Origin of the sequence: Rhodococcus jostii RHA1, from assembly GCF_000014565.1 — a bacterium.
Lineage (GTDB): Bacteria > Actinomycetota > Actinomycetes > Mycobacteriales > Mycobacteriaceae > Rhodococcus_F > Rhodococcus_F jostii_A.
The window spans coordinates 5,230,169-5,252,231 of the sequence record NC_008268.1 but is presented as its reverse complement, the minus strand read 5'-3'; the positions used below and the strand labels follow the sequence as shown (position 1 = coordinate 5,252,231).

Here is a 22,063-nt window from a genome sequence, read left to right as displayed (position 1 = left end):
GGCCGCCGTTTACGTTACTGCGTCGGTGATCGGACCGACCGCGAAGTAGGCCACGAAGAGAAGCGCCACCACCCACATCAACGGGTGAATCTTCTTGATACCACCGCTCGCAGCATTGAGGACGACCCACGACACGAATCCGACGCCGATGCCGTTGGCGATCGAGTACGTGAACGGCATGACGGCGATGGTGAGGAACGCGGGCAGCGCGATCGAGAACTGGGTGAAATCGATGTCGCGGACCTGACCGATCATCATCGCGCCCACCACGACCAGTGCCGGCGCGGCCGCCTCGATCGGCACCACCGAATACAGCGGGGTCAGGAACATCGCGGCCAGGAACAGCAGTCCCGTCACCACATTCGCGAGTCCGGTGCGGGCGCCCTCGGCGATACCCGAAGCGGATTCCACGAACACCGTGTTGGACGACGCCGACGCGCCGCCACCGACGATGGCGCCGGTGCCCTCGACGACCAGGGCCCGTCCGATGTTGGGCAGGTTGCCGTCCTCGTCGGTGAGACCGGCCTCCTTGCCGAGCCCGGTCATCGTGCCCATGGCGTCGAAGAAGTTGGCGAGTACGAGCGTGAACACCAGCAGGCTGGCGGCGAGTACGCCGATGCGGGTGAACGCGCCGAAGATGCTGACCTCGCCGACGAGGCTGAGATCCGGAAGTTCCGCCAGCACATCGGGAGCGGCCGGGACGCTGAGGTTCCAGCCCTGAGGGTTCACGCCCAGCGACGGTCCGACACCGGCGACGGCCTCGATGATCGCGGCCAGCACGGTGGTGACGACGATGCCGATCAGCAGACCGCCGCGCACCTTGCGCACCACCAGGACACCCATCAGCAGCACACCGAACACGAACGTCACGGTCGGCCAGGAGGAGATCGATCCGTTGATGCCCAGGCCGACGGGGACGGTGGTGCCCGCGGCGTCCGGGATGCGCCGCACGAACCCGGCGTCGACGAGACCGATGAACGCGATGAACATGCCGATACCGGCGGCGATGGCGGATTTGAGCTCGGCCGGAATGGCATTGAAGACGGCCGTCCGGAAACCGGTGAGCGCCAACACGACGATGATGACACCGTCGATCACCACGAGGCCCATCGCCTCGGGCCAGGTGACCTGCGGTGCGATGGTGACGGCGAGAAGACTGTTGATGCCGAGGCCCGCCGCGATCGCGAAAGGATAGTTCGCGACGACCCCGAACACGATGCTCATCAGTCCCGCCACCAGAGCTGTGACCGCCGCCACCTGGTTGACGGGGAGGATGTTGCCGAGGACGTCGGTCTTCGCGACGGCGTCGTCGGCGGAGAAGCTGCCGAGGATGAGCGGGTTCAGCACCACGATGTATGCCATTGCGACGAACGTCACCACTCCGCCGCGGATCTCCGCGCCTACCGTCGAACCACGCTCGGTGATCTTGAAGTAGTTGTCGAGCAGTTTCGGAGCAGCACCCATTGTTCAGTCCCCATCGCCAGAAGTCGCGCGTCGCCCTTGGAGATTAGGGCACCACGGCGAGGGTAGCGTTCATTCGGTGAACGAATCCGCAGATCGCCCACCCCTCACTCAGCGCCTCGCCGACCCGCGACCTGCGCTGATACTGGGAACACTGGCGTGGGCGGTCGCGATCGTCGTGGTGATCGTCACGGGCGACCGGTGGTCGGATGCGCTTCCGACGTGTATAGCGGGGGTCGTCGTCGGATTCCTGGGCTACGGACTGTTCGCGTTGCAGCGGCGGGCGGCCCGGCGCGGCAGCCGCGGGGCACAGCAGGGTCTGCTCTAGTGATGCAGCAGGGTCTGCTCTAGTGATGCAGCAGGGACTGCTCTAGCTCTAGATCTCGCTCGAGGTCACGGCGCGGCGGGGCCGGGTGCGGGTCAGCAGAATCCAGAACGCCGCCCACAGCGCACCGAACGCCCACCCGGCGAGGACGTCGGTCATCCAATGCGCGGCGAGGTAGACGCGCGACAGCCCCACTGCCAGCGTGTACAGCACCAACAGGAAGACCAGCGCGATCCGGACGTGCCCCACCAGCACCACCCGGAGGGTCACGGCGACGAGAACGCTCGCGAGGATCGCGGTCATCATCGCGTGACCGGACGGGAACGAGAACGACGAGATCTCCACCAGCCGATCCGGCAGCGGCGGGCGCTGCCGCTCGAACAGATTCTTGAGCGTGGTCATCACGGCCAGACCCGACAGCATGGCGCCGGCCACGAGGACGGCCTCGCGCCGACGGCCCTGGAGCAGGAGGGCCGTTGTCAGGACGGTGGACACGATCCAGGCCGCGACCGTTCCGCCGCTTTGCGTGACGACGGTGACGACGTCGATCAACCACGGTGTGCGGTCCCCGACGGCGCTGTCGAGAACGCTCTGGTCAAACGACACCGGCGCCCCACGTGCCTTCGGCCCACGACTCGGAGCAATGGGTGGTCCCCTGCTCGTCCACCCACCACGGGACCGCGATCTCGGTGTCGACCGCGCCCGTGAGCTTCACCGTGAGCCGGGGATGGACGACGACGGGCCCGTGCGGCAGGTCGCGACCGAGTGCGGCGAAGGCGAGCACCGCGGCAGGTTCGCGATCCCATGAGGATTCACGGCCGGAACCGGTGACGGTGCCGCGGATCGCCGCGGACGCGAGGGGGAGGTCCAGCAGATCGGCGAGAGCCTCGGCGGTGTCCAGGCTCCCGACCACCAGCCGCTCACGCGGCACCGCGGCGGCCAGCCACGGTGCGTCCAGCACGAGGGCGTCGCCGGGATCGACGAGGGCGCCCGTCAGGCCGCGCACGTGTTCGGGCAGGTGAAGGTCCTCGAGGTCGAGAAGATGTGCGGCCGCAGCGGCCGCGAGCAGGCTGTGTGCCCGCGCGATCACCGCCGGGCTCGGTTCGCGATCCGGGTCGGCCAGTCGATCCAGGAGTAGCTGTGCGAGTTCGGGAGAGTCGACCGTCGACGGCGCGAGGGCCGCCGCGAACACGGCGGACTCCGAGTGCTCGACGGGGTCGAGGAGTCCGGCGAACGTCGCGTCGGCGGGATCGCGGAGCAGACCGAGCACCTGACCGTCCAACTCTGCGTTGTGACGCAGCCACCAGGCCGTGTACCCGGCGCGGTCGGCGAGCAGCGGACGTGTCGACTGGTCGCGGGCGAGCATCGTCAGCGCCTGCGGCCAGCGGTCCTCGTCCACCAGGTCCAGGTCGCGCACCGCCCCGATCTCGTCGGGGTCGTCGTCGAGTGTGTCCCACCAGCGGTCCTCGTCGTCGAGGTCGTGATCGGGACCGGTGGGGAGTTCGGCGCGGAGCACGGTGAAACCCCAGCCGACGCCCACGGCGCGGAGGGCGTCCTCCCCCACCCGCTCGGCGAACGCGGCGTCCACGGACGTGAACGGTGAGTCGTCCACCAGGACGTCGGCGAGAGGCGCACCGGGCAACAGCAATTCGTCCGCACCACGCAACTCCCCATCGACATCCGGGAGGGGCAGCTGTCCGAGCCACGACGGCAAGGTGCCGGGGTCGACGCGCCCGGCGAGTGCGAGCACCGCGGTCGACAGTTCTTCGGCCGCCGCCGCGTCGTCGGGGTCGAGGTCCTCGATCTCGGCCCGCAACGCCGGATCCGAGAGCAGGTCTACGGCGGTGGCGGTCTTCGCACCGAGCCGTGACAGCAGCGGGTGCGCGGCATCCGGGTGGACGAGCCGCGTCCAGTCGACCCCCAGGACACCGTCGATGTCGTGGCCCAGCAACACCGTTCGCGGACCGGTCACCGTGCGGCCGTCGGACAGCGGAACCGGGATCGACGCCAGTTCCTCCGCCGCGAGGGCGTCGACGGCCAGTGGTTCGAGCGCCGCATACAGGCGCTGCCACCAGGACGGTGTCCGTTCGATGCCACTGAGAAGTTCGGTGAGGCGCGCCAGGCCGAGGCGGTGGGCGTCGACGGCGGCCAGGGCGGGCGCCCAGCGTGGCCCGGACAGATCCGGAACGACCAGGCCGTCGACGATCTCGGCGAGGAGTTCGGCGAGTTCGTCGGTGAGCCCGGGGACCACCGACGCCCGAACCGGGGCCTTGTTCGTGCCGCCGACGGTCGGCAGCCAGGGCTGCTCCCGGAGTTGGGTGACGAGATGGTCACGCAACGCCGAGTCCACCTCGCTGCGCGCGAAAGCGGGAACGGGAACCAGCGTCAGTCGCTGCTCGGGCGGCACCGCGGCCACGAACTCGGCGTAGCCGGATGCCAACTCGGCGATCGCGGCGCCCGGCAGGATGCGCCTGCGGTCGGGCTGCATGGCGATGTCCGCGACGAGGATCGCGGGTATCGACAGTTCCTCGTCCGACCGGGTGGGCGCGCGCAGGACGTCTTCCGTCACGGGTGAGACGACGCCGTCGCGGACCGGGACGAGCCAGCGTGCGCGCCCGGACTCGTACTGCCACCAGCGGTCGTCGCCGATCGCGACCTCGGTCAATCCGGAATCGAGTGGCCGCTCACGGCGGCGGAACTGCTTGTCGCCCACGGTGATCGAGACGAGCGCCGGCAGTTCGAGCAGAAGGTCGGGCGCCTCGCGGGCCATGTAGGCGAGCAGCGATTCACCGTCCACGTCCTCGCGCAGCGTCAACACGACTTCCGACGCCGCACCTGCGGCCGGGCGGGTGTCCGTCGGCCACGCCAGCCGCAGGGCAGGCACGTCCGCTCCCGGGTCTGCACCGTCGAGTTCCCGCAGCTCCGACCTCGTCCGTTCCGCGGAGAACAGCACCGAACCGGACGTCGACCGCAGTTCGACCTCGTCGCTCACCGACAGCACCGCCGTGAAACCGACACCGTAGCGGCCGACGGTCGTGCCGGACTTGTTCGACGCCCGCAACGCGACCAGCGCCTGGACTCCCGGCTCGTCCAGCGGCGTGCCCGTGTTGGACACGCTCAGCACGCGGCCGTCGAGTTGCACGGACAGCTCGCCGGGCACTTCGGCGCGGGCGGCGGCGTCGGCCGCGTTCTGCGCCAGCTCGGTGAGGAGCCGGTCGCGGTAGCCGGCGCGGGCCAGATCGGATTCGGCCGCCGCATCCTCCCGCAGACGGGTCGGGGACGTTCGCCACGCCAGAAGCGTCGAATCCCTCAGGGCGGCGGTGCCGAAAGGATCGGCTAGCTGGTCGATGCGGATTCCTCGGCCTCGGTGACCTTGGCAGCAGCTTCGGGTTCGTTCTCCGTTTCGGCGACGGCCCGCTCGACGACCTCGACGGCGCCGTCGTCGTAGGCGTCGAATCGCGGGGAACCGGCACCCGTCGGCAGCAGGGTGTCGGAGTGGGCGCCGCAACCGTAGGTCGCGTCGACCACATGCCCGTCGGCGGCCATCTCGTTGCCGCACACCCCGAACGACGCGTGCAGCGAACCGGCGAGCGGGAGGTAGAAGCCGCACAGCCCGCACGTCGACGGCGCGGCCTTGGCCATCTCGGAATCGGGGCCGTAGTCGCCGTCGTGCCAGCGTTCGGCAGCGTCGACGCGACCTTCGAGGCTCATCACCTGCTTGCGGCCCAAGCCGAGTTCGAGGGCGACCTCGTCGATCTCGGGGTCACCCGTCGCCACATAGCCAGGGACGAGGCGGGGGTCACCGGCCGGCGGTGCCAGCAGATCGCCCGCGGACAGATCGCCGGGGCGAATGCGCTGGTCCCACGGAATCCACTCCGGTGCGACCAGCGCATCGGGTCCGGGGAGGAGGGCGAGTTCGCTGACGGTGGCATGGTCCGCTTCGGGATCGGCAGCCACCACCACCGCCCATTGCCAGCCCCGGTAGCCCGGAAGGTCCGCAACGAAACGGTGAGTCGCGGCGCACGCGTCCTCGGCCGTGACGCCCAGGTAGTCGCCGACTCCCCCTTCCTGCAGTTCGACCAAGGCGGTTCGGGCGAGCTCGACGGCGTCGGTCAGTACGGGACGCGCCACTGCGCGCTCGTCGGAAGAAGCAACACTCACACCACCAGTTTGCCGCACCACCGCAAGTGCGTGCCCACCTGGGCTGTCATGCTGGTCCGATGACCGGCCGGAGGCACCTCGTCCCAGCCCTGCTCGCGGTGGCGTGGCTGGTCACCGCGTGCTCCCCGCAGAGTCCCGTGGCGGCGGGCGCGTCCGGCGCGGACCTTCGCGTGGAGATCCTCCGCACCCTCGACCACGACCCGAATGCGTTCACCCAGGGACTCGAGATCGACGGCACCGAGTTGCTCGAGGGCACCGGCCGCCCCGGTGAGTCCTGGGTGCAGGCCACCGACCTCGCCAGCGGCACCGTCCGGGCGCGCGCGGACCTGCCGTCGCCCCTGTTCGGCGAGGGCATCACGGTGAGCGGCGACACGGTCTGGCAGCTGACGTGGCGCGACGGGGTCGCCGTCGCCCGGGATCGCGCGACACTCGCCGAACAGCGGCGGGTCCCGTTCGACGGCGAAGGGTGGGGCATCTGCGCATTGCCCGACGCACTGGTCACGAGCGACGGCTCACCCACCCTCACGTTCCGCGACCCGGTCACGTTCGAACCACGGCGCACCGTGCAGGCGGTGCGGGACGGAAACCCCCTGGGCCGCCTCAACGAACTCGAATGCGCGGACGACGGCGCGGTCTACGCGAACGTCTGGACCACCGACACCTTCGTCCGCATCGATCCCTCGGACGGGCGGGTCACCGCGGAGATCGACGCCACGGTCCTCCGCGACGCGCTCCCGCCCGGCCCGCGGGACGTCGACGTCCTCAACGGCATCGCGCAGATCCCGGGAACGGACCACTTCCTCGTCACCGGAAAGTACTGGCCGCGCATGTTCGAGGTGCGGTTCGTTCCCTGACAGGCCGATCTGACCAGCATTGGCCGGGGTTGCTGTGGTCGCATGTCTCCCGACTAGGACAGAATTAGGGAGTGACCGGACCGCGCGAACCCTACGAGCCTGACGGCGGTCGGGCTCCTGACGAGAATTCCGGGCCCCCCGTTCATCCCGGCTACGACAAATACCCGCCCGCCGCCCGCTCGGGAGGTCGACGCACACCGCTCCCTCCCCTCCATCCGGTCGGCGGCGGGCAGCGTCCCCGTTCCGACGAGGAACGGGCCGACGCCCCCAAGGCGCCGCCGATGCCGCGCAAGCTCACCGTCACCCGGGTCGCGGCGATGCGCAGCCGGGAACTCACCAACAAGGGCATCGCGACGTTCCATCGCGCAGCCAAGGCGGACGGTGCGGACAAGTCGGGGCTCACCGCACTGACCTACGCGGTGATGGCCAACAACGCGACCGACGCGGCCATCGCCGTCGCCCTGGCGAACACCCTGTTCTTCTCGGCCGCGACGGGCGAGGACAAGACGAAGGTCGCGCTGTACCTCTTGATCACCATCGCCCCGTTCGCCGTCATCGCTCCGCTGATCGGTCCGATGCTCGACCGGCTTCAGCACGGCCGTCGCGTCGCACTGGCCACGTCGTTCGGTCTCCGGACGATCCTGGCGATCGTTCTCGTCTTCAACTTCGACAGCTGGGTGCTGTATCCGGCCGCGCTCGGAATGATGGTGCTCAGCAAGTCGTTCTCGGTGCTCAAGAGTGCGGTCACTCCACGTGTGCTGCCACCGGAGATCGACCTGGTGCGGGTCAACTCCCGGCTCACCGTGTTCGGACTTCTCGGCGGAACCATCGGCGCAGGCGCCCTCGCGGGTGGTCTCGCCATGGCCACCGGGTCCGTCGGCGCGCTGTGGCTGGCGGCGGTCATCACCGCCCTGGGCGCGTACCTCAGCATGCGGATCCCGTCGTGGGTCGAGGTCACCGAGGGCGAGGTACCCGCCACCCTCACGTACCACGGCGACGAGCACCCGACCGAGGCGCTGGGGCGCACCCGGGTGCTGCAGGCCGAAGCCGCGGCCACCGCGAAATCCGGTAGACGCCGGCAGCCGCTGGGCCGCGCGGTCATCACCGGGTTGTGGGGAAACAGCACCATCCGCGTGCTCACCGGGTTCCTCACGCTGTACATCGCGTTCGTCGCGAAGTCGAAGACCGACCACGAGCCGCTGGTGCAGGCCGCCATGCTCGGCCTGGTCGGCGCGGCCGCCGGTATCGGCAACTTCGCAGGCAACGCCGCGGGCGCCCGGATCAAACTCGGCCGCCCCGCCCTCATCGTGCTGCGCTGCACGGGTGCCGTGTGGATCATCGCCGTCCTCGCCGCGATCACCGACAATCTGCTGACCGCCGCCCTGGCCACCCTCGTCGCGTCGGCGGCCAGCGCCCTGGCCAAGGTGTCGCTGGACGCGTCGCTGCAGCACGACCTGCCCGAGGAATCGATCGCGTCCGGATTCGGTAGGTCGGAGACGGTCCTCCAGCTGAGCTGGGTGGTGGGCGGCGCGCTGGGCGTCCTCCTGCCCACCGAATACTGGATCGGGTTCTCCGTGGTCTCTGCCGTCATGACCATCGGGCTCGTCCAGACCGTCCTCACCTACCGCGGGAGCACCCTCCTGCCCGGGCTCGGCGGAAAACGTCCCGACCTGGCCGAACAAGAAGTGACCGAGCCCCACTCGACCCACCGGGCCGACCGATCGACAGGAAATGTGACGTAAGTGAGAATGCAGGCGCGAACCAAGAAGATCCTGGCACTGATTGCAGTGGGGCTGATGGTGGTCCTGGTGGCCTTCGTCGGAGTCCTGTACGCACTGGTCCGCAACTCCTCGCCCCGCCTGCCCGAGATCACGGCCTTCGCCCACAACCGGGCCGAGCAGATCCCCCCGCTGGCGTACTGCAACCTGTATCTCGAGGACTGCACAACCGGTGACCTCGCCGAGCTCGACGTGCCCCCCGGCTCCTCGCTGCAGCTGTCGCTGCCGCAGGAGATCGTCGACGCGCCGTGGCGCATGCTCGTCGTCTACCAGGACGCATCGGGACAGGTCGTCGTCCAGGAACAGGCCCACCGCGCCGGTGAGACCCGCGCCGTGACCGTGCCCTCCTCGGAAGACCTGCAGCTGGCAGGCGTCGAGATCCAGCTGCCGTCCGCCGTCATCGACGAGCAGGGGCTCACGAAGGCCCGGGCAGCCTGGTCGATCAAGACCGCCTAGCACGACACACGAAGAAGGCCCCTGCGCCGGAGCGCAGGGGCCTTTTCGTTGTCCGTCGAATCAGCTGTCGAGCTCGCGCGCGACGGCGCGGACCACCTCGGAGATGCGCTGGGCGGTCTTGCGGTCGGGGTACTTGCCCTTGCGCAGATCGGGCTGGACCTTCGCCTCGAGCAGCGTGATCATGTCCTCGACCATGCCGTGGAGTTCGTCCGGCGTGTGCTTCTTGGCGGACGGCTCCTTGCGCGCGGCGTTTTGACGCAGCGACGGCGCCGGGTCGAGCACCTTCAGGCTCAGAGCCTGGGGGCCGCGTCGACCGGCGGCCATGCCGAACTCGACGCGCTGGCCGGCCTTGAGGCCCTCGACGCCCTCGGGAAGAGCGGACGAACGCACGTAGACGTCCTCCCCCTCCTCCTGCGACAGAAAGCCGAAGCCCTTTTCGACGTCGTACCACTTCACCTTGCCGGTCGGCACCGCGTTCACCCGCTCATCACTTGGAGTGCAGTTGGTTGCACTTGGTATGCAAAACAGCGCGCCCCACCTCTGGTGCGGGACGCGCAGTGCCCACAGTCTACCTTGCAGAGACCCCCTCCGACATCCGGGTTTCCAGGCACTATCGTTGCTGGTGTGGCCCACGAACCGACTCCTCCGAGCACTCCTCACACACCCCGGAGGAGCGACGGACTCCTGCGCGTCGCACTCGCCCTCTTCGCGATCGGCTTCGTCGCGATCGTGGCGATCTTCCTGACCCCGGTGCTCTCCGATTCCGAACCGGGCCTCGTTCTCTATCTCATCGCCCTCGCGTGCCCGATCGGCTTCCTCCTCGGAATCGTCGCGGCGCTCAGACAGGGCAGACGCTCGCGCTGACACACCCGACCACCGACCGATGGGACGATCATGAGAATTCTGCTCAACATCATCTGGCTGATCTTCGGCGGTCTGTGGCTGGCGCTGGGGTACTTCGTCGCCGGAATCCTGTGCTGCATCCTGATCATCACGATCCCGTTCGGCATCGCGTCGTTCCGGGTCGGCGTCTACGCGCTGTGGCCGTTCGGGAAGACCGTCATCGACAAGCCGACGGCCGGTGTCGCCTCGCTGATCGGCAACGTCATCTGGTTCGTCATCGCCGGTCTGTGGCTCGCGATCGGGCACGTCGTGACGGCAATCGCCATGGCGATCACGATCATCGGGATTCCGCTCGCGGTCGCAAATCTCAAGATGATCCCCATCTCGCTCATGCCCCTCGGCAAGGACATCGTCGACGCTCCCCAGTGATGTGAGCTTCCTCACATAACGGCCCGGTAACGGAAGGGCAACGGCTCGGCGATACGCACGTCTCGTCGCCACTAGCTGGGAAGAGTCCCTGCGCGCCCAATGAGGCCCCGCAACAGGCGAAGACACTCCGCGTTATCAAATGGTGACACTGCGGCCTCGGCCCGTTACCGTCGTCACCGGCCGAGGAAACATCGGTCACATCCGGCCCGCCGCGCCAAACCTCGTCCCGCGGGTACCGGAGTCCCGACGAAGCATTCCAGGGACGAGGACGGGGGACCCAAAGTCCTCCAGGGAACGCAAGTTCTCAGACGGACACCGGCCCGAATGTGCTTCGCACACTCGGATCTTGGGGTGAAGCCAGACCCTCTCCAGCCAGGAGAGGCGAGGCCGGGCGACCTCTCAGCCCGAACCCGACAGCTGACCTCGCAGGCGCGTGTGGAGAGGATCTCGACCACTATGAGCGGACGCCATCGCAAGCCCACCAACACCGGCCGCACCGTCGCCAAGGTCGCCGTCACCGGCGCCATCATGGGCGTCGCCGGAGCAGCCTTCTCGGGCACCGCGAACGCGGCACCCGACTCCGACTGGGACCGCCTCGCGCAGTGCGAGTCCGGCGGAAACTGGGGAATCAACACCGGAAACGGCTTCCAGGGCGGACTCCAGTTCTCCCCGAGCACCTGGAACGCACACGGTGGAACCCAGTACGCGGCCACCGCCAACCAGGCCTCGCGTGAAGAGCAGATCGTCGTCGCCGAGAAGGTCCTCGACTCCCAGGGCTGGGGCGCATGGCCGTCCTGCTCCTCGAGCCTCGGCCTGAGCAGCGCACCCACCCAGCGCACCGCCCCCGCAACCGTGCCCGAGGCCCCCGCGGCGCCGGCACTCCCCGACCTCACGGGCGGCGTCCCCAGCACCAACGGCACGTCGCAGTACGCCGGTGCCGTCGACAACGCGATCGAGGCCGTCAAGGCTCAGGGCATCGCGATCGATCCCCAGATCCTGCAGCTCATCGACGCGAACAAGGGACTGCTCCCGCAGTAATCCCCCGCGACTCACAGAAGAGGGCCCTGCACCGATCCGGTGCAGGGCCCCTCTTGTGTCGTCGGGTCAGCGGTTGATCACGGTGTGCGGATGCGCGTACGGCAGCGAGTCCGCCGGCAGCGGGAACTCGGTGTCCTCGCCGAACGGGGACAATCCGCCCGCACGGCTCGACGACAGTTCGGTCACGGCGCTATCTCCATCGGCGGTTTCGGGCCACCCTGGATCCACGTACTGCTTCTTCGAATTGTTAGCCACGGTGCCATTTTGACAGGAGCATTCGGCGACGTACAGCCCAGGTCTCTAATCTGATAGTCGATGACCGACACCGACGACGCCACCGCGAGCACCAACGGCACCGCTGCCTCCCCGCGCGGAGCCGCGACCCTCGCGGACTGGCTGGCCGCGCGCAGCGACGCCGAACTGACGGATCTGCTCCGCAAGCGCCCCGACCTGGCGGTTCCACCGCCTGCCACGATCGTCGTCCTCGCCGGCCGCGCCGAACAGCGGGCATCGGTGGCCCGCGCGGCCGACAACCTGACGTCGCTGGACTTCGGCATCCTCGAACTCCTGGCGCTCGAACGGGCCGACGAGGTCGCCGTGCCGCGGGCCACGCTGCAGGACGCAGTGGGGTCGCGGGCGACGAAGAAGACCGTCGACGCCACGCTGGACGGCCTGCGGTCCGTGGGGATCGTCTGGGGGGACAAGACGTCGCTGCGCATCGTTCCCGCTGTCGTGGCCACCATCCCGTGGCGGGTCGGACGCAGCGCCGAACCCGACGAGACGCTGGACGAACCCGGCATCACGGCCGCGCTGGCCGGACTGCAGAGCGTCGAGCGGGACATCCTGGAGACCCTGTCGAAGTCGAGTTCGATCGGACGCACCCGGGACGCGGCCCCGGGAACACCCCCCGACCGTCCCGTGCAGCGACTCCTCGCCGCCGGGCTGCTGCGGTGGATCGACGACGAAACCGTCGAACTGCCCTATCAGGTGCGGCAGGTCCTGCGCGGGGAGGCCGTCTTCGACCCCACGTCGCTGGCCGCTCCCACCGTCACGGGCCGCAAGCACAAGCCGACCGACATCAACGCCGCCGCGGCAGGTGAGGCGCTGGAACTGGTTCGCCACTGCGAGGACGTCGTCAAGGCTCTCGGCGAGATCCCGGCGCCCGCCCTGCGGGCAGGTGGGCTCGGTGTCCGCGAACTGCGCCGGATCGCCAAGACGTCCGGCATCGACGAGAACCGGCTGAGCCTGCTCGTCGAACTGCTCTCCGCTGCGGGACTGATCGCGAGCGGCACCCCGGATCCGGCGCCGACGTCCGACAGCGGGGAGAACTACTGGGCCCCGACCACCGCGGTCGACAACTGGCTCACCGCGCCGGTCGCCCGGCGGTGGCACGCTCTGGCCGCCGCGTGGCTGGAACTTCCGCGCATGGCGTGGTTCATCGGCATGCGCGATGCCAACGACAAACCGGTCGCCGCGCTGTCCGAGGAGGTGCGCGCGCCGTCCGCGCCGCGCGACCGGCAGGCGATCCTGGGACTGCTGGCGGAACTGGGCAGCGGCCACTCGGCGGATCCGGCGGAGGTCAGCCGACTGCTGGCGTGGCGCCGCCCCCGCTGGGGTGCCCGGTTGCGGGTCCACGCGGTCGAACGCACCCTCGACGAGGCCGCGACGCTCGGACTCGTCGCCCGCGGAGCGCTCAGCTCACCCGGACGCGCACTGCTCCACGGCGGCGACGCCGAGGCCGAGATGCACGCGTCGCTGCCCGAACCCGTCGACCACGTCCTCGTCCAGGCCGACCTCACCGTCGTCGCCCCCGGCCCGCTGACTCCGGACCTGCTGGAGCAGATCACCCTGGTCGCGGACATCGAGTCCGCCGGTGCGGCGTCGATGTACCGGATCAGCGAGGACAGCGTCCGGCGTGCCCTCGACGTCGGGATGACGGCGGCCGAACTGCACAGCCTCTTCGCGACCCGGTCGCGCACACCCGTCCCGCAGTCGCTGTCGTATCTGATCGACGACGTCGCGAGGCGGCACGGGCGGCTCCGGGCGGGGGTCGCGGCGTCGTTCGTCCGCTGCGAGGACCCCACCCTGCTCGCGGAGGTCCTGGCGTCGCCGGTGGCTGCAACTTTGGCCCTGCGCGCGTTGGCTCCGACGGTTGCGGTGTCGCAGGCACCGCTGCGGGAAGTTCTGGGCGAACTGCGGGCGGCCGGTTTCGCGCCCGCAGGCGAGGACTCGTCCGGAGCCCTGGTCGACCTGCGTCCCCGCGGCGCCCGGGTCGTGACCCGGCGCAAGGCTCCCGCCGGCCGCACCCCGGCCGTCGCCACGGACGCCCAACTCGACGCGGTCGTCCGGACCCTCCGCGCGGGCGACCTGGCCGCGTCGGCCCGGGGATCCGGCAGCATCCGCTCCGACGGGTCGCGGGCCAGCAGCGCCGCGACCATCGCCCTGCTCAACGCGGCGGCGCGGGAACGCACCAGCGTGACCATCGGTTATGTCGACGCGCAGGGCGTGGCGACGCACCGCATCGTCGATCCCGTGAGCGTCGGCGGCGGTCAACTCGACGCGTTCGACCCGGCGAGCGGCGCGGTCCGGCGGTTCACCCTTCACCGCATCACGTCCGTCGCCCGCGTCGACTGACCCGTGAGTACTTGTTAACCACGGGCGGTTAACAACTACTCACGGGTCAGATAACGATTCTGCGCAAACGCCGAGGAATTTCGGGGCGCGCAATAACGTGATGCTGATATGTACCTGGCCGGGGACGACTACCAGGAGGCAGAACCGTGATTGTCACAGCAACGAAGCCGTCACAAAGTTGGATAAAAGGCGTCGTCCGGCTCATGATTGCCGTGGTGATCCTGCCGCTGGCGTTCGTCCTCGTCGGCGGCGGGACGGCCTCCGCGGACCCGTACAGCCGTCTGCGTGAGCACTGGGTCGACGCACCCGGCGGGGTCGGGCAGATCAAGGTGCGGATGTGGCTCGCGAACAACGGCAGCAACAAGGCCCTCTATCTCCTCGACGGCCTCCGCGCGACCAACGACGTCAGCGGGTGGGAGCACGAGACCAACGCCGCGTGGCTGTCCGACCACGGGATCACCGTCGTCGAACCGGTCGGCGGACAGTCCAGCTTCTACACGGACTGGTACGCGCCCAGCAACACCAACGGTCAGCCCTACACGTACAAGTGGGAGTCGTTCCTCACCCAGAACCTGCCCGACTTCCTGGCGAACAATTACGGCATCAGCCGCACCAGCAACGCGATCGCCGGACTGTCGATGGGCGGCAACGCGGCGTTGATCCTCGCCGCCTACCACCGGAACCAGTTCACGTTCGCCGGGTCGATGTCGGGGTATCTGAACCTGTCGGCGCCGGGCATGCGTGAGGCGATTCGGTTGGCGATGCTCGACTCCGGCGGCTACAACTCCGACTGCATGTGGGGTCCGCCGTGGGATCCGGCGTGGCTCCGCAACGATCCGTTCGTCGCCGCCCCGCTGCTCCGCGGGCTTCCGATGTGGATCTCGGCGGGCGCAGGCCTCCCCGGCCCGCACGATCAGCCGCAGTCCGCCATCGACGTCTTCAACGTCGGAACCGGCATGGGCCTCGAGGCGATCGCGCTGGCCCAGAACCGTGCCTTCCAGGTGCGGCTCGACACCCTCGGCATCGGCGCGCACTACGACTTTCCGGCGACGGGAACCCACAGCTGGGGCTACTGGCAGGACCAGCTGTGGGCCATGCTGCCGATGATGAAGGCGTCGATCGGCGCCTGAGCATGGCCTCCGGCCCCGTGAGTACTTATTAACGTCCGGGGGGCTGTTGCGGAATTGAGTGAGGGCGGTCCGGGTGCGGGTGTCTCGTGCCGCGGTGGGTGCCGGTGCGGGGTGGCCCCCGCCGGGTCAGGGGGTGGCCGGGAGCGGGGTGCCTCCGGTCAGGTGGGTGAGGATCTTGCCGAGGTTGTGCACGGTGGCGTGGAACGCCCATTCGCTGCGGGCGCGGTCGAGGCCGCGGCTGGTGAAGCGGCGGAATCCGAGGTTGTGTTTGGCGTGCCCGAACACGGTTTCGGCGATGGGTGAGCGTTTGCGGTAGGTGGCGATACCGGCCTCGGTGCGCAGCCGGTGGGTCATGGCCTGGATCGGATCCGCTTGCGGCGGTGGCGGTCCGGTGACCGGATCAGCGGTGGCGGCGGCCTCGAGGTGACGGGATTTGCCGGTGGCGATCAACCGGTCCGGGCCCGGCGCGGTGAGGTTCTCGCGGGAGCAGTAGCCGGCGTCGAAGAGCATCACCCCGATCAGCTCCTCCGGGCTCGTGCCGGTCGGTTCCTTCCCACGTCGGGTGGCGTCGATCAGGTGCGCGGCCGCCCCGGCCTTGTCGACCATCTCGGGGAAATAGTCGTAGTCCGCCGGGCCGGTCCCGACCCCGGTGGCCAGGATCAACCCGTCCTCGCTGGTGAAGGCCTGGCAGTTGTAGCCCTGCACCCAGCCGCCGCCGCGCAGCGGCTGCAACCGCGAGTCGGGGTCGGTGGTGTTGCGGCGCCGCTGCCCGGCGGCGGCGGCGCGCTCACCCTGTTTGCGGAGGGCGGTGTCGAGTTCGGTGCGCCGGCGCCGGACCAGGTGGTGCTCGTCGACCGGCTTCGGTGCGAACCGGGTGCCCCCGCCCCCGGCCGCGGTGCCACCCTGGAACCGCTCGATCACCGCCTGCTGGGCGGCGACCGCCTCGGCCAGACGCCGCTCGGCGGCGGCGACCTCGGCCCCGACCGGCACCCGGCCCATCACCGTCTGGCCCGCGTCGAGCCGGGCCAGATAGTCCTGTGCTTTCCCCTCCCGCTCGCACTGTTCGGCGTCCTTCTCCGCGTCGAGCTGGGCCAATGCCTCGGCGATCCGGGCCGAGCGGGTGCTGGGATCGGCCAACTCCGCCGGCACCTGTCCCGGGCCCGAATCGTCCTCGCCGTAGAGGTCGTCCTCGGCGTCATCGGTGGCGGCGTGCGCGGCCACCGCGGCGGCGGCGATCCGCGCGGCCTCGGCCTCGGCTGCCCGGCGCAGCCCGTCCTCGGTGCGGTTGGCGTCCTTCGATGCGTTCGAGGCGATCTTCACCCCGTCCAACGCGATCGTCTCGAGTCGGCCCAGACCCAACCGTGCGGCCAGGATCAGGACCTGCGTGAACAGGGCCTCGCAGGCGGTGTGGTTGTCCTTGCGGAACCGTGAGATCGTCACGTGATCGGGGGTGTCGCCGGCGCAGATCACCCGGTAGGACACCACCTCCGAGCAGGCCCGCTCGATCTGCCGCGACGACCGCACCCCCCGCGACCACGCCCAGATCAGCAGGGTCACCAGCATGTCCGGGTCGTACCCGGCGCGCCCGGCGCCTCCGGTGCGGCGAGAGCCGTGAAAGGCGCTGGTGTCGAGATGGGTGTCGACGATCTCGATCACCGTCCACACCGGATGCGTGGGCGGCACCCACTCCCGCATGTCCGGTGGCAACAAAAACTGCTGATCACGATTCACCGGTCGATACCCCTTGGCCACCAACACATTATCCAAGAAACATCAGGTCGGGGCGCCGCGGCACGCGGACACCCCGACCCGGAAATTTGAAACAGCCCCCCGGCGGTTGATAAGTACTCACGGGCGGCGAAGCCGCATAGGCGTACCAGAGTTCCCGGTAGACACCACCCCGGTCGAGCAGCTCGTCGTGTGTTCCGACTTCCGCGACCTGCCCGCCGTCGAGGACCACCACCCGGTCGGCTCGCGCCGCGGTGCTCAATCGGTGCGCCACGACGACGGTGGTGCGCCGCCGGGACAGGTTCTCGGTCGCGAGCCGGACGCGGTCCTCGGTGGCCAGGTCCAGTGACGCCGTGGCCTCGTCCAGCAACAGGATGTCGGGGTCCACCAGTTCGGCGCGGGCGAGTGCCAGCAACTGGCGTTGTCCGGCCGACAGGTTGCGCCCGTGCTCCCCGATCGGCTGCAGGTATCCGAGGGCGAGCCCGGACACCATCTCGTGGGCACCGACGGCACGGCTGGCGGCCTCGACCTCCGCGTCGGTCGCATCCGGGCGCCCGTAGGCGACGGCGTCGCGGACGGTGGCGCCGAACAGGTGCGGCTCCTGCGGAACGACACCGAGTCGCTGCCGGAACGACGCGAGGTCGAGCGACCGGGTGTCGATGCCGTCGACGCGTACCGCACCCTGCGTGGGGTCGTAGAACCGAGCGAGCAGCTTGAGCACGGTCGACTTGCCCGCGCCGGTCTGACCGACGAGGGCGACCGTCTCGCCCGGTTCGATGCGAAGCGCGATTCCCCGCAGCGCCTCTCCCTTGCCGGATTCGTACGCGAAGTGGACCTCGTCGAACACGATGCCGCCCTGGAGGCGGTCGAGGACGATCGGATCGCCTGCCTGCGGCGTGGTGGTCGGCGTCCTCATCAGCCCCCGCAGTCGACCGAGTCCGATCACGGCCTGCTGGTAGCCGTCGAACACCTGTGAAAGCTGTTGTACGGGAGCGAAGAACAGTTCGACGTAGAGCACGAAGGCGATCAGGGTGCCGACGGTGAGGGTTCCGCCGTGGATCCGCGCCGTCCCTGCCGCGAGCACCAGCCCGGTCGCGACCACCGACAGGAACTCGACGAACGGAAAGTACAGGGCCATGTACCGCTGAGCCCGTAGCCGCGACTCACGGAAGTCCCAGGCCCGACGGGCGAACTGGGCCGCGTTGTAGTTCTCGCGCCGAAATGCCTGGGTGACGCGGATATTCGTCACGTTCTCCTGCAGGTAGGCGTTGACGATCCCGACGCGATCGCGGGCCTCGGCATAGGCGGGCACGGACTTTCGGCGGAACACCACCGTGGCCGCGACGAGGACGGGCACCACGAGGACCAGCACGAGGGCCAGTTCCGCGTCGATCACCAGGAGTGCCACCAGCACACCGGAGATCGTCAGCGCGCTCACCACCGCCGTCGCCAGACCTGTCTGCAGGAAGTTGGACAGGCTGTCGACATCGGTGGTCATGCGTGTCATGATCCGGCCTGCCAGTTCTCGCTCGTAGTACTGCAACCCGAGCCGCTGCAGCTGCGCGAACGTCTTGACCCGCAACGTGTACAGCAGCCGTTCGCCTGTCCGCCCGGTCACCCGCGCCTGGGCGATGTTGACGGCCCAGTCCAGCAGCACCACCAGAATGGTCGCGGCCGCCGCGAGCAGCAGCAGGTCGCGGGCGCCTTGCAGCACTCCCCGATCCACCCCGGTACGGACGAGGACCGGCACCGCGATCTGCGCGACGGCGTCCAGCCCGACGAGCGCCAAGCCGGCGACCAGCGGCAGGAGGAGCGGCCGCAGCAGTGAGCGGAGTCCGAACGCCGGGTCGGCGGCCCGGGCCTCGTCCGCGGCGACGTCGGGATCTCCCGTGAGTGGCGGCAGGTCGTCGAGCCGAGCCATGACTTCGGGGCTGGGCGGCGCCGACGAGAGGATTCCGCCCGACGCGCCTCCGCGTGAGGGTCCACTGGCACCCGCGGCCGCGGTCGCGAAAGCCGCTGCGGCTCTGGCATCGAACACCCCGGATGCCTCGTCGCCGTCTTCCCGGCGCCACAGTTCGGCGGTGACACCGTCGACGTCCGGCGGCTCGTTCGACCTGTCCGGAGCGGTCACGTCGTCCGCGCTCGACAGCAGGGCGCGGAACAGGGGGCACCTTTCGTCGAGTTCGGCACTCGTGCCCACATCGACGATGCGCCCGTGCGCCAGGACCGCGATGCGGTCGGCCAACGCGAGCGTCGACCGGCGATGCGCAATGATCAGCGTGGTCCGCTCGCTGGTCGCGACGCTCAGTTCGTGGTGGATGGCGGCCTCGACGCGGGCGTCGACCGCCGATGTCGCGTCGTCGAGCACCAGGATCCGCGGATCGGTCACCAATGCCCGGGCGAGGGCGATCCGCTGCCGCTGCCCACCCGACAACGTCACCCCCTGCTCCCCCACGACGGTGTCGAGGCCGTCCGGCAGTGCGTCGACGAATTCCTCCGCCTGCACCACGCGGAGCGCCTCACGCACCAGTGCCTCGTCGGCATCCGGCCGGCCGTAGGACACGTTGGCGCGGATGGTTTCGGACATGAGGTAGCTGTCTTCGAAGACGACGCCGAGCGCGGAGCGCAGCGAGCCGAGCGACAGCCGACGGGTGTCGATCCCCCCGACGGTGACCGCACCCGCGTCGACGTCGTACAACCGCGGAACGAGCATGGCCAGAGTCGATTTCCCCGATCCGGCGGCGCCGACCACCGCCACCGTCTCCCCGGGTGCGATCCGCAGGGACAGTCCGTCGAGGAGGCGATTCGACGGGTCGTATCCGAACGCCACGTCGTCGAACACCACTTCGAGGGGCCCGCCCGGCAAGTCCACGGCGCCGGGTGGGGTCGTGACGGCCGGGGCGTTGTCGATCACCTCGCGGACACGCTCGACGCTGGCCCGGCCCTGTTGGCTCACGGTCAGCAGCGTGGCGAGCTGACGCACGGGCGAGGCGAACGACGCCAGATACGTGGTGAAGGCGACGAACGTGCCGAGCGACAGCGTGCCGTGCAGCGCCAGCCATCCTCCGAGTGCCAGGACGAGCGCCTGCCCGAGCATCGGGACCGCCTGCAGTGCAGGGTTGTACCGGCTGGTCAGCCGTGCGACGCGCAGCCGGGAACGGAAGAGGTCCCCTGCCCGCTTCTCGAGGTCTTCGAGTTCGCGGTCTTCCTGGCCGAATCCCTTGACGACGCGCACCCCCGTGACGGCGGCTTCGACTCCCCCGGCCACGATCGCCGCCTGTTCCTGGGCATGCCAGTTGGCGGGGAACAGGTCGACGCGGCTGCGCATCGAGATGAACCACAACGCAGGCAGGACGACGAGAGCGACCAGGGTGAGGATCGGCGACAGCACGGCCATCACGGCCAGGGAGATCGCGAACATCAGCAGGTTCCCTGCCATGTGCGGCAGTAACTGCAGGAGCATCTGGATCAGCGTGATATCCGAGATCGACCGGCTGACCACCTGCCCGGTCTGCAGTCCGTCCTGCTTGACGCCGTCCAGCCGCAGCAGGGACCGGAAGGCGTCGCCCCGCAGGTCGTACTGCACTCCGAGGGACAGCTGCCCGGAGCGGTACCGACGCGTGTACGCGGCGGCGAAACGGAGCGATGCGAGGGCGATGAGCACCGCGATCCACGGCGCCAGTGCATGATTCGTGTCGACCGCGGCGTTGTCGATCACGTGCCGGACGGCCAGCGGGATGGTGGCGGTGGCGGCGGCCGCCACCGCCGCCGCCCCGTACGCGAGAACGAGATTGCGGCGTTGGCGCAGACAGTACCCGAACAGGTACCGCAGCCAGCCGACGTTCTCCCCCGAAACTTCCGTCGTCACTGCGCAGACACCAGCGTGGAATCCTTCTCGACCGCAAACTGATTGGCGGGCCGCGGCAATCCGTAGTGCCCGCGCAGTGTGGACTCGGTGTAGTCGGTGCGGAAGAGTCCGCGTTCCTGCAGAATCGGAACCACGGAGTCGACGAACTTCTCCAGCCCGGACGGAAGGACCGCGGGCATGATGTTGAATCCGTCGGCGGCGCCGTTTTTGAACCAGTATTCGATCGTGTCGGCCACCTGGAGCGGGGTGCCCGCGAACGTGCGGTGACCGCGACCACCACCGAGTCGCCCGATCAGCTGCCGGACGGTGAGCTTCTCGCGGCGGGCGAGGTCCACGATCAGCGTGTACCGGCTCTTCGCACCCTCGATCTCGTCCTCGGACGGCAAGTCCTCGGGAAGTTCCTCGTCGAGCGGGAGCTGCTCCGGTTCGAGATTGAACCGCTGCGCCAGCTGCTTGCGGGCGTATTCCGGCGAGATCAACCTCTCCAGTTCCGCCTCGAGTTCGCGGGCCTCCTCTTCGGTGTCAGCGATGACCGGCACGATGCCGGGCAGGATCAGCACCTGCTCGGGGTCCCGGCCCACTTTCGCGACACGGTCCTTGACGTCCGCGTAGAACGCCTTCCCCTCGTCGAGGGTGGGTTGGGCGGTGAAGATGGCCTCCGAGTACCTGGCGGCGAAATCCTTCCCGTCCTCGGACGACCCGGCCTGCACGAGCAGCGGATATCCCTGCGGCGACCGCGGCACGTTGAGGGGTCCCCGCACCTTGAAGAACCGGCCCTCGTGTTCGATGACGTGCACCTTGGCGGAGTCGGCATGGATCGCGACGTCCTTGTCCGCGACGATGGCGTCGTCCTCCCAGCTGTCCCACAGCTTGGTGGACACCTCCACGAATTCCGCTGCCCGCTCGTACCGGCTCCGGTGCGCGGGGGTGTCGTCGAGACCGAAGTTCTGTGCCGCATCGGCGCCGGCCGTGGTGACGATGTTCCAGCCGGCGCGTCCACCGCTGACGAAGTCGAGGGACGCGAACCGCCGCGCCAGGTTGTACGGCTCGTTGTAGCTGGTCGACGCGGTCGCGATCAGGCCGATCTTCTCGGTGGCCGCGGAGATCGCCGTCAGGATGATCGTCGGCTCCAGCTTGCCGCTCGGCCTGCGTTCCGGATTGCTGAACAGCACCGGGCTGTCGGCGAGGAACACCGAGTCGAACTTTCCGCGTTCGGCGGTCTGCGCCAACGAAATGTAGTGCTTGATATCGAGATTGGCGTTCGGATCGCTCTCGGGTAGGCGCCAGGCGGCCTCGTGGTGTCCGATCGCCATCAGGAATGCGTTGAGATGCAGCCGGCGCTGGGGTGACGAACTCAT

At 69.2% G+C, this 22,063-nt stretch carries 18 protein-coding genes and 1 riboswitch; of the genes, 9 read left to right on the top strand and 9 right to left on the bottom strand.

Going from position 1 to position 22,063, the window contains the following annotated elements; genetic code table 11:
• Positions 1 to 9 precede the first annotated feature (9 nt).
• Complete coding sequence (locus tag RHA1_RS24315; protein WP_011597247.1) at positions 10 to 1,464, bottom strand: NCS2 family permease; 1,455 nt, start codon at positions 1,462 to 1,464, stop codon at positions 10 to 12.
• Positions 1,465 to 1,540: 76 nt separating this feature from the next.
• Here RHA1_RS24315 and RHA1_RS24310 point away from each other — a divergent pair, with 76 nt between their 5' ends.
• Positions 1,541 to 1,789, top strand: a complete 249-nt coding sequence (locus RHA1_RS24310) for a DUF2530 domain-containing protein (RefSeq protein ID WP_009478020.1) — start codon at positions 1,541 to 1,543, stop codon at positions 1,787 to 1,789.
• A gap of 48 nt (positions 1,790 to 1,837) precedes the next feature.
• On the opposite strand, the gene RHA1_RS24305 is transcribed toward RHA1_RS24310, so the two are convergent.
• The 3 genes from RHA1_RS24305 to RHA1_RS24290 all read right to left on the bottom strand — a co-directional run bounded on the left by RHA1_RS24305 (position 1,838) and on the right by RHA1_RS24290 (position 5,968).
• Positions 1,838 to 2,392, bottom strand: a complete 555-nt coding sequence (locus RHA1_RS24305) for a phosphatase PAP2 family protein (RefSeq protein ID WP_011597246.1) — start codon at positions 2,390 to 2,392, stop codon at positions 1,838 to 1,840.
• Positions 2,382 to 4,946, bottom strand: coding sequence for a hypothetical protein (locus tag RHA1_RS24300; RefSeq protein WP_011597245.1), 2,565 nt, complete (start codon positions 4,944 to 4,946; stop codon positions 2,382 to 2,384). Before RHA1_RS24300 ends, RHA1_RS24305 begins: the two co-directional genes overlap by 11 nt.
• Before the next feature lie 176 nt (positions 4,947 to 5,122).
• Positions 5,123 to 5,968, bottom strand: a complete 846-nt coding sequence (locus RHA1_RS24290) for a DUF3027 domain-containing protein (RefSeq protein ID WP_011597244.1) — start codon at positions 5,966 to 5,968, stop codon at positions 5,123 to 5,125.
• A gap of 38 nt (positions 5,969 to 6,006) precedes the next feature.
• On the opposite strand from RHA1_RS24290, the gene RHA1_RS24285 reads away from it, so the two are divergent.
• The 3 genes from RHA1_RS24285 to RHA1_RS24275 all read left to right on the top strand — a co-directional run bounded on the left by RHA1_RS24285 (position 6,007) and on the right by RHA1_RS24275 (position 9,035).
• Positions 6,007 to 6,801 (top strand): glutaminyl-peptide cyclotransferase, encoded by a 795-nt coding sequence (locus tag RHA1_RS24285; protein ID WP_011597243.1) that lies wholly within the window; start codon positions 6,007 to 6,009, stop codon positions 6,799 to 6,801.
• Between the two features lie 71 nt (positions 6,802 to 6,872).
• Positions 6,873 to 8,543, top strand: coding sequence for an MFS transporter (locus RHA1_RS24280; protein WP_011597242.1), 1,671 nt, complete (start codon positions 6,873 to 6,875; stop codon positions 8,541 to 8,543).
• Between the two features lie 6 nt (positions 8,544 to 8,549).
• Positions 8,550 to 9,035, top strand: coding sequence for a DUF2771 domain-containing protein (locus RHA1_RS24275; protein ID WP_011597241.1), 486 nt, complete (start codon positions 8,550 to 8,552; stop codon positions 9,033 to 9,035).
• 60 nt (positions 9,036 to 9,095) lie between these two features.
• Here the strand turns inward: RHA1_RS24275 and RHA1_RS24270 are convergent, their stop codons facing one another.
• Positions 9,096 to 9,506 carry a cold-shock protein gene (locus RHA1_RS24270; protein WP_005255275.1) on the bottom strand — a complete coding sequence of 137 codons (411 nt, stop codon included), beginning with the start codon at positions 9,504 to 9,506 and terminating at the stop codon, positions 9,096 to 9,098.
• Positions 9,507 to 9,659: 153 nt separating this feature from the next.
• On the opposite strand from RHA1_RS24270, the gene RHA1_RS24265 reads away from it, so the two are divergent.
• The 3 genes from RHA1_RS24265 (at position 9,660) to RHA1_RS24255 (ending at position 11,345) form a co-directional block, all read left to right on the top strand.
• Positions 9,660 to 9,899 carry a hypothetical protein gene (locus tag RHA1_RS24265; protein WP_009478011.1) on the top strand — a complete coding sequence of 80 codons (240 nt, stop codon included), beginning with the start codon at positions 9,660 to 9,662 and terminating at the stop codon, positions 9,897 to 9,899.
• Between the two features lie 30 nt (positions 9,900 to 9,929).
• On the top strand, positions 9,930 to 10,307 hold the full coding sequence (locus RHA1_RS24260; protein ID WP_009478010.1) for a YccF domain-containing protein: 378 nt from the start codon (positions 9,930 to 9,932) through the stop codon (positions 10,305 to 10,307).
• 234 nt (positions 10,308 to 10,541) lie between these two features.
• A riboswitch (cyclic di-AMP (ydaO/yuaA leader) is annotated at positions 10,542 to 10,755 on the top strand.
• Positions 10,756 to 10,763: 8 nt separating this feature from the next.
• Positions 10,764 to 11,345: a transglycosylase family protein gene (locus tag RHA1_RS24255; RefSeq protein ID WP_009478009.1), complete on the top strand. Its 582-nt coding sequence runs from the start codon at positions 10,764 to 10,766 to the stop codon at positions 11,343 to 11,345.
• A 66-nt stretch (positions 11,346 to 11,411) separates the two neighbouring features.
• Here the strand turns inward: RHA1_RS24255 and RHA1_RS24250 are convergent, their stop codons facing one another.
• Positions 11,412 to 11,600: a hypothetical protein gene (locus RHA1_RS24250; protein ID WP_025431899.1), complete on the bottom strand. Its 189-nt coding sequence runs from the start codon at positions 11,598 to 11,600 to the stop codon at positions 11,412 to 11,414.
• Between the two features lie 60 nt (positions 11,601 to 11,660).
• Here RHA1_RS24250 and RHA1_RS24245 point away from each other — a divergent pair, with 60 nt between their 5' ends.
• Positions 11,661 to 13,979, top strand: a complete 2,319-nt coding sequence (locus RHA1_RS24245; RefSeq protein ID WP_011597240.1) for a helicase-associated domain-containing protein — start codon at positions 11,661 to 11,663, stop codon at positions 13,977 to 13,979.
• Between the two features lie 146 nt (positions 13,980 to 14,125).
• Positions 14,126 to 15,109 (top strand): alpha/beta hydrolase, encoded by a 984-nt coding sequence (locus RHA1_RS24240; RefSeq protein WP_011597239.1) that lies wholly within the window; start codon positions 14,126 to 14,128, stop codon positions 15,107 to 15,109.
• Between the two features lie 126 nt (positions 15,110 to 15,235).
• Here RHA1_RS24240 and RHA1_RS24235 read toward each other — a convergent pair whose 3' ends face one another.
• Genes RHA1_RS24235 through RHA1_RS24225 form a run of 3 tightly spaced genes read right to left on the bottom strand, consistent with a single transcriptional unit; the run spans position 15,236 to position 22,063 of the window.
• The gene (locus RHA1_RS24235) at positions 15,236 to 16,867 is read right to left on the bottom strand and encodes a transposase (RefSeq protein ID WP_011596515.1); all 1,632 of its coding nucleotides are present in this window, start codon (positions 16,865 to 16,867) and stop codon (positions 15,236 to 15,238) included.
• Position 16,868: 1 nt separating this feature from the next.
• On the bottom strand, positions 16,869 to 20,705 hold the full coding sequence (locus tag RHA1_RS24230; protein WP_011597238.1) for an ABC transporter ATP-binding protein: 3,837 nt from the start codon (positions 20,703 to 20,705) through the stop codon (positions 16,869 to 16,871).
• Positions 20,702 to 22,063 (bottom strand): LLM class flavin-dependent oxidoreductase, encoded by a 1,362-nt coding sequence (locus RHA1_RS24225; protein ID WP_009478005.1) that lies wholly within the window; start codon positions 22,061 to 22,063, stop codon positions 20,702 to 20,704. Before RHA1_RS24225 ends, RHA1_RS24230 begins: the two co-directional genes overlap by 4 nt.

Bases quoted from the DNA above. Each gene is read 5' to 3' on its own strand.
- RHA1_RS24315 (WP_011597247.1), bottom strand. From the start codon at position 1,464: ATGGGTGCTGCTCCGAAACTGCTCGACAACTACTTCAAGATCACCGAG.
- RHA1_RS24285 (WP_011597243.1), top strand. From the start codon at position 6,007: ATGACCGGCCGGAGGCACCTCGTCCCAGCCCTGCTCGCGGTGGCGTGG.
- RHA1_RS24275 (WP_011597241.1), top strand. From the start codon at position 8,550: ATGCAGGCGCGAACCAAGAAGATCCTGGCACTGATTGCAGTGGGGCTG.
- RHA1_RS24260 (WP_009478010.1), top strand. From the start codon at position 9,930: ATGAGAATTCTGCTCAACATCATCTGGCTGATCTTCGGCGGTCTGTGG.
- RHA1_RS24255 (WP_009478009.1), top strand. From the start codon at position 10,764: ATGAGCGGACGCCATCGCAAGCCCACCAACACCGGCCGCACCGTCGCC.
- RHA1_RS24245 (WP_011597240.1), top strand. From the start codon at position 11,661: ATGACCGACACCGACGACGCCACCGCGAGCACCAACGGCACCGCTGCC.
- RHA1_RS24225 (WP_009478005.1), bottom strand. From the start codon at position 22,063: ATGAGTTCGTCACCCCAGCGCCGGCTGCATCTCAACGCATTCCTGATG.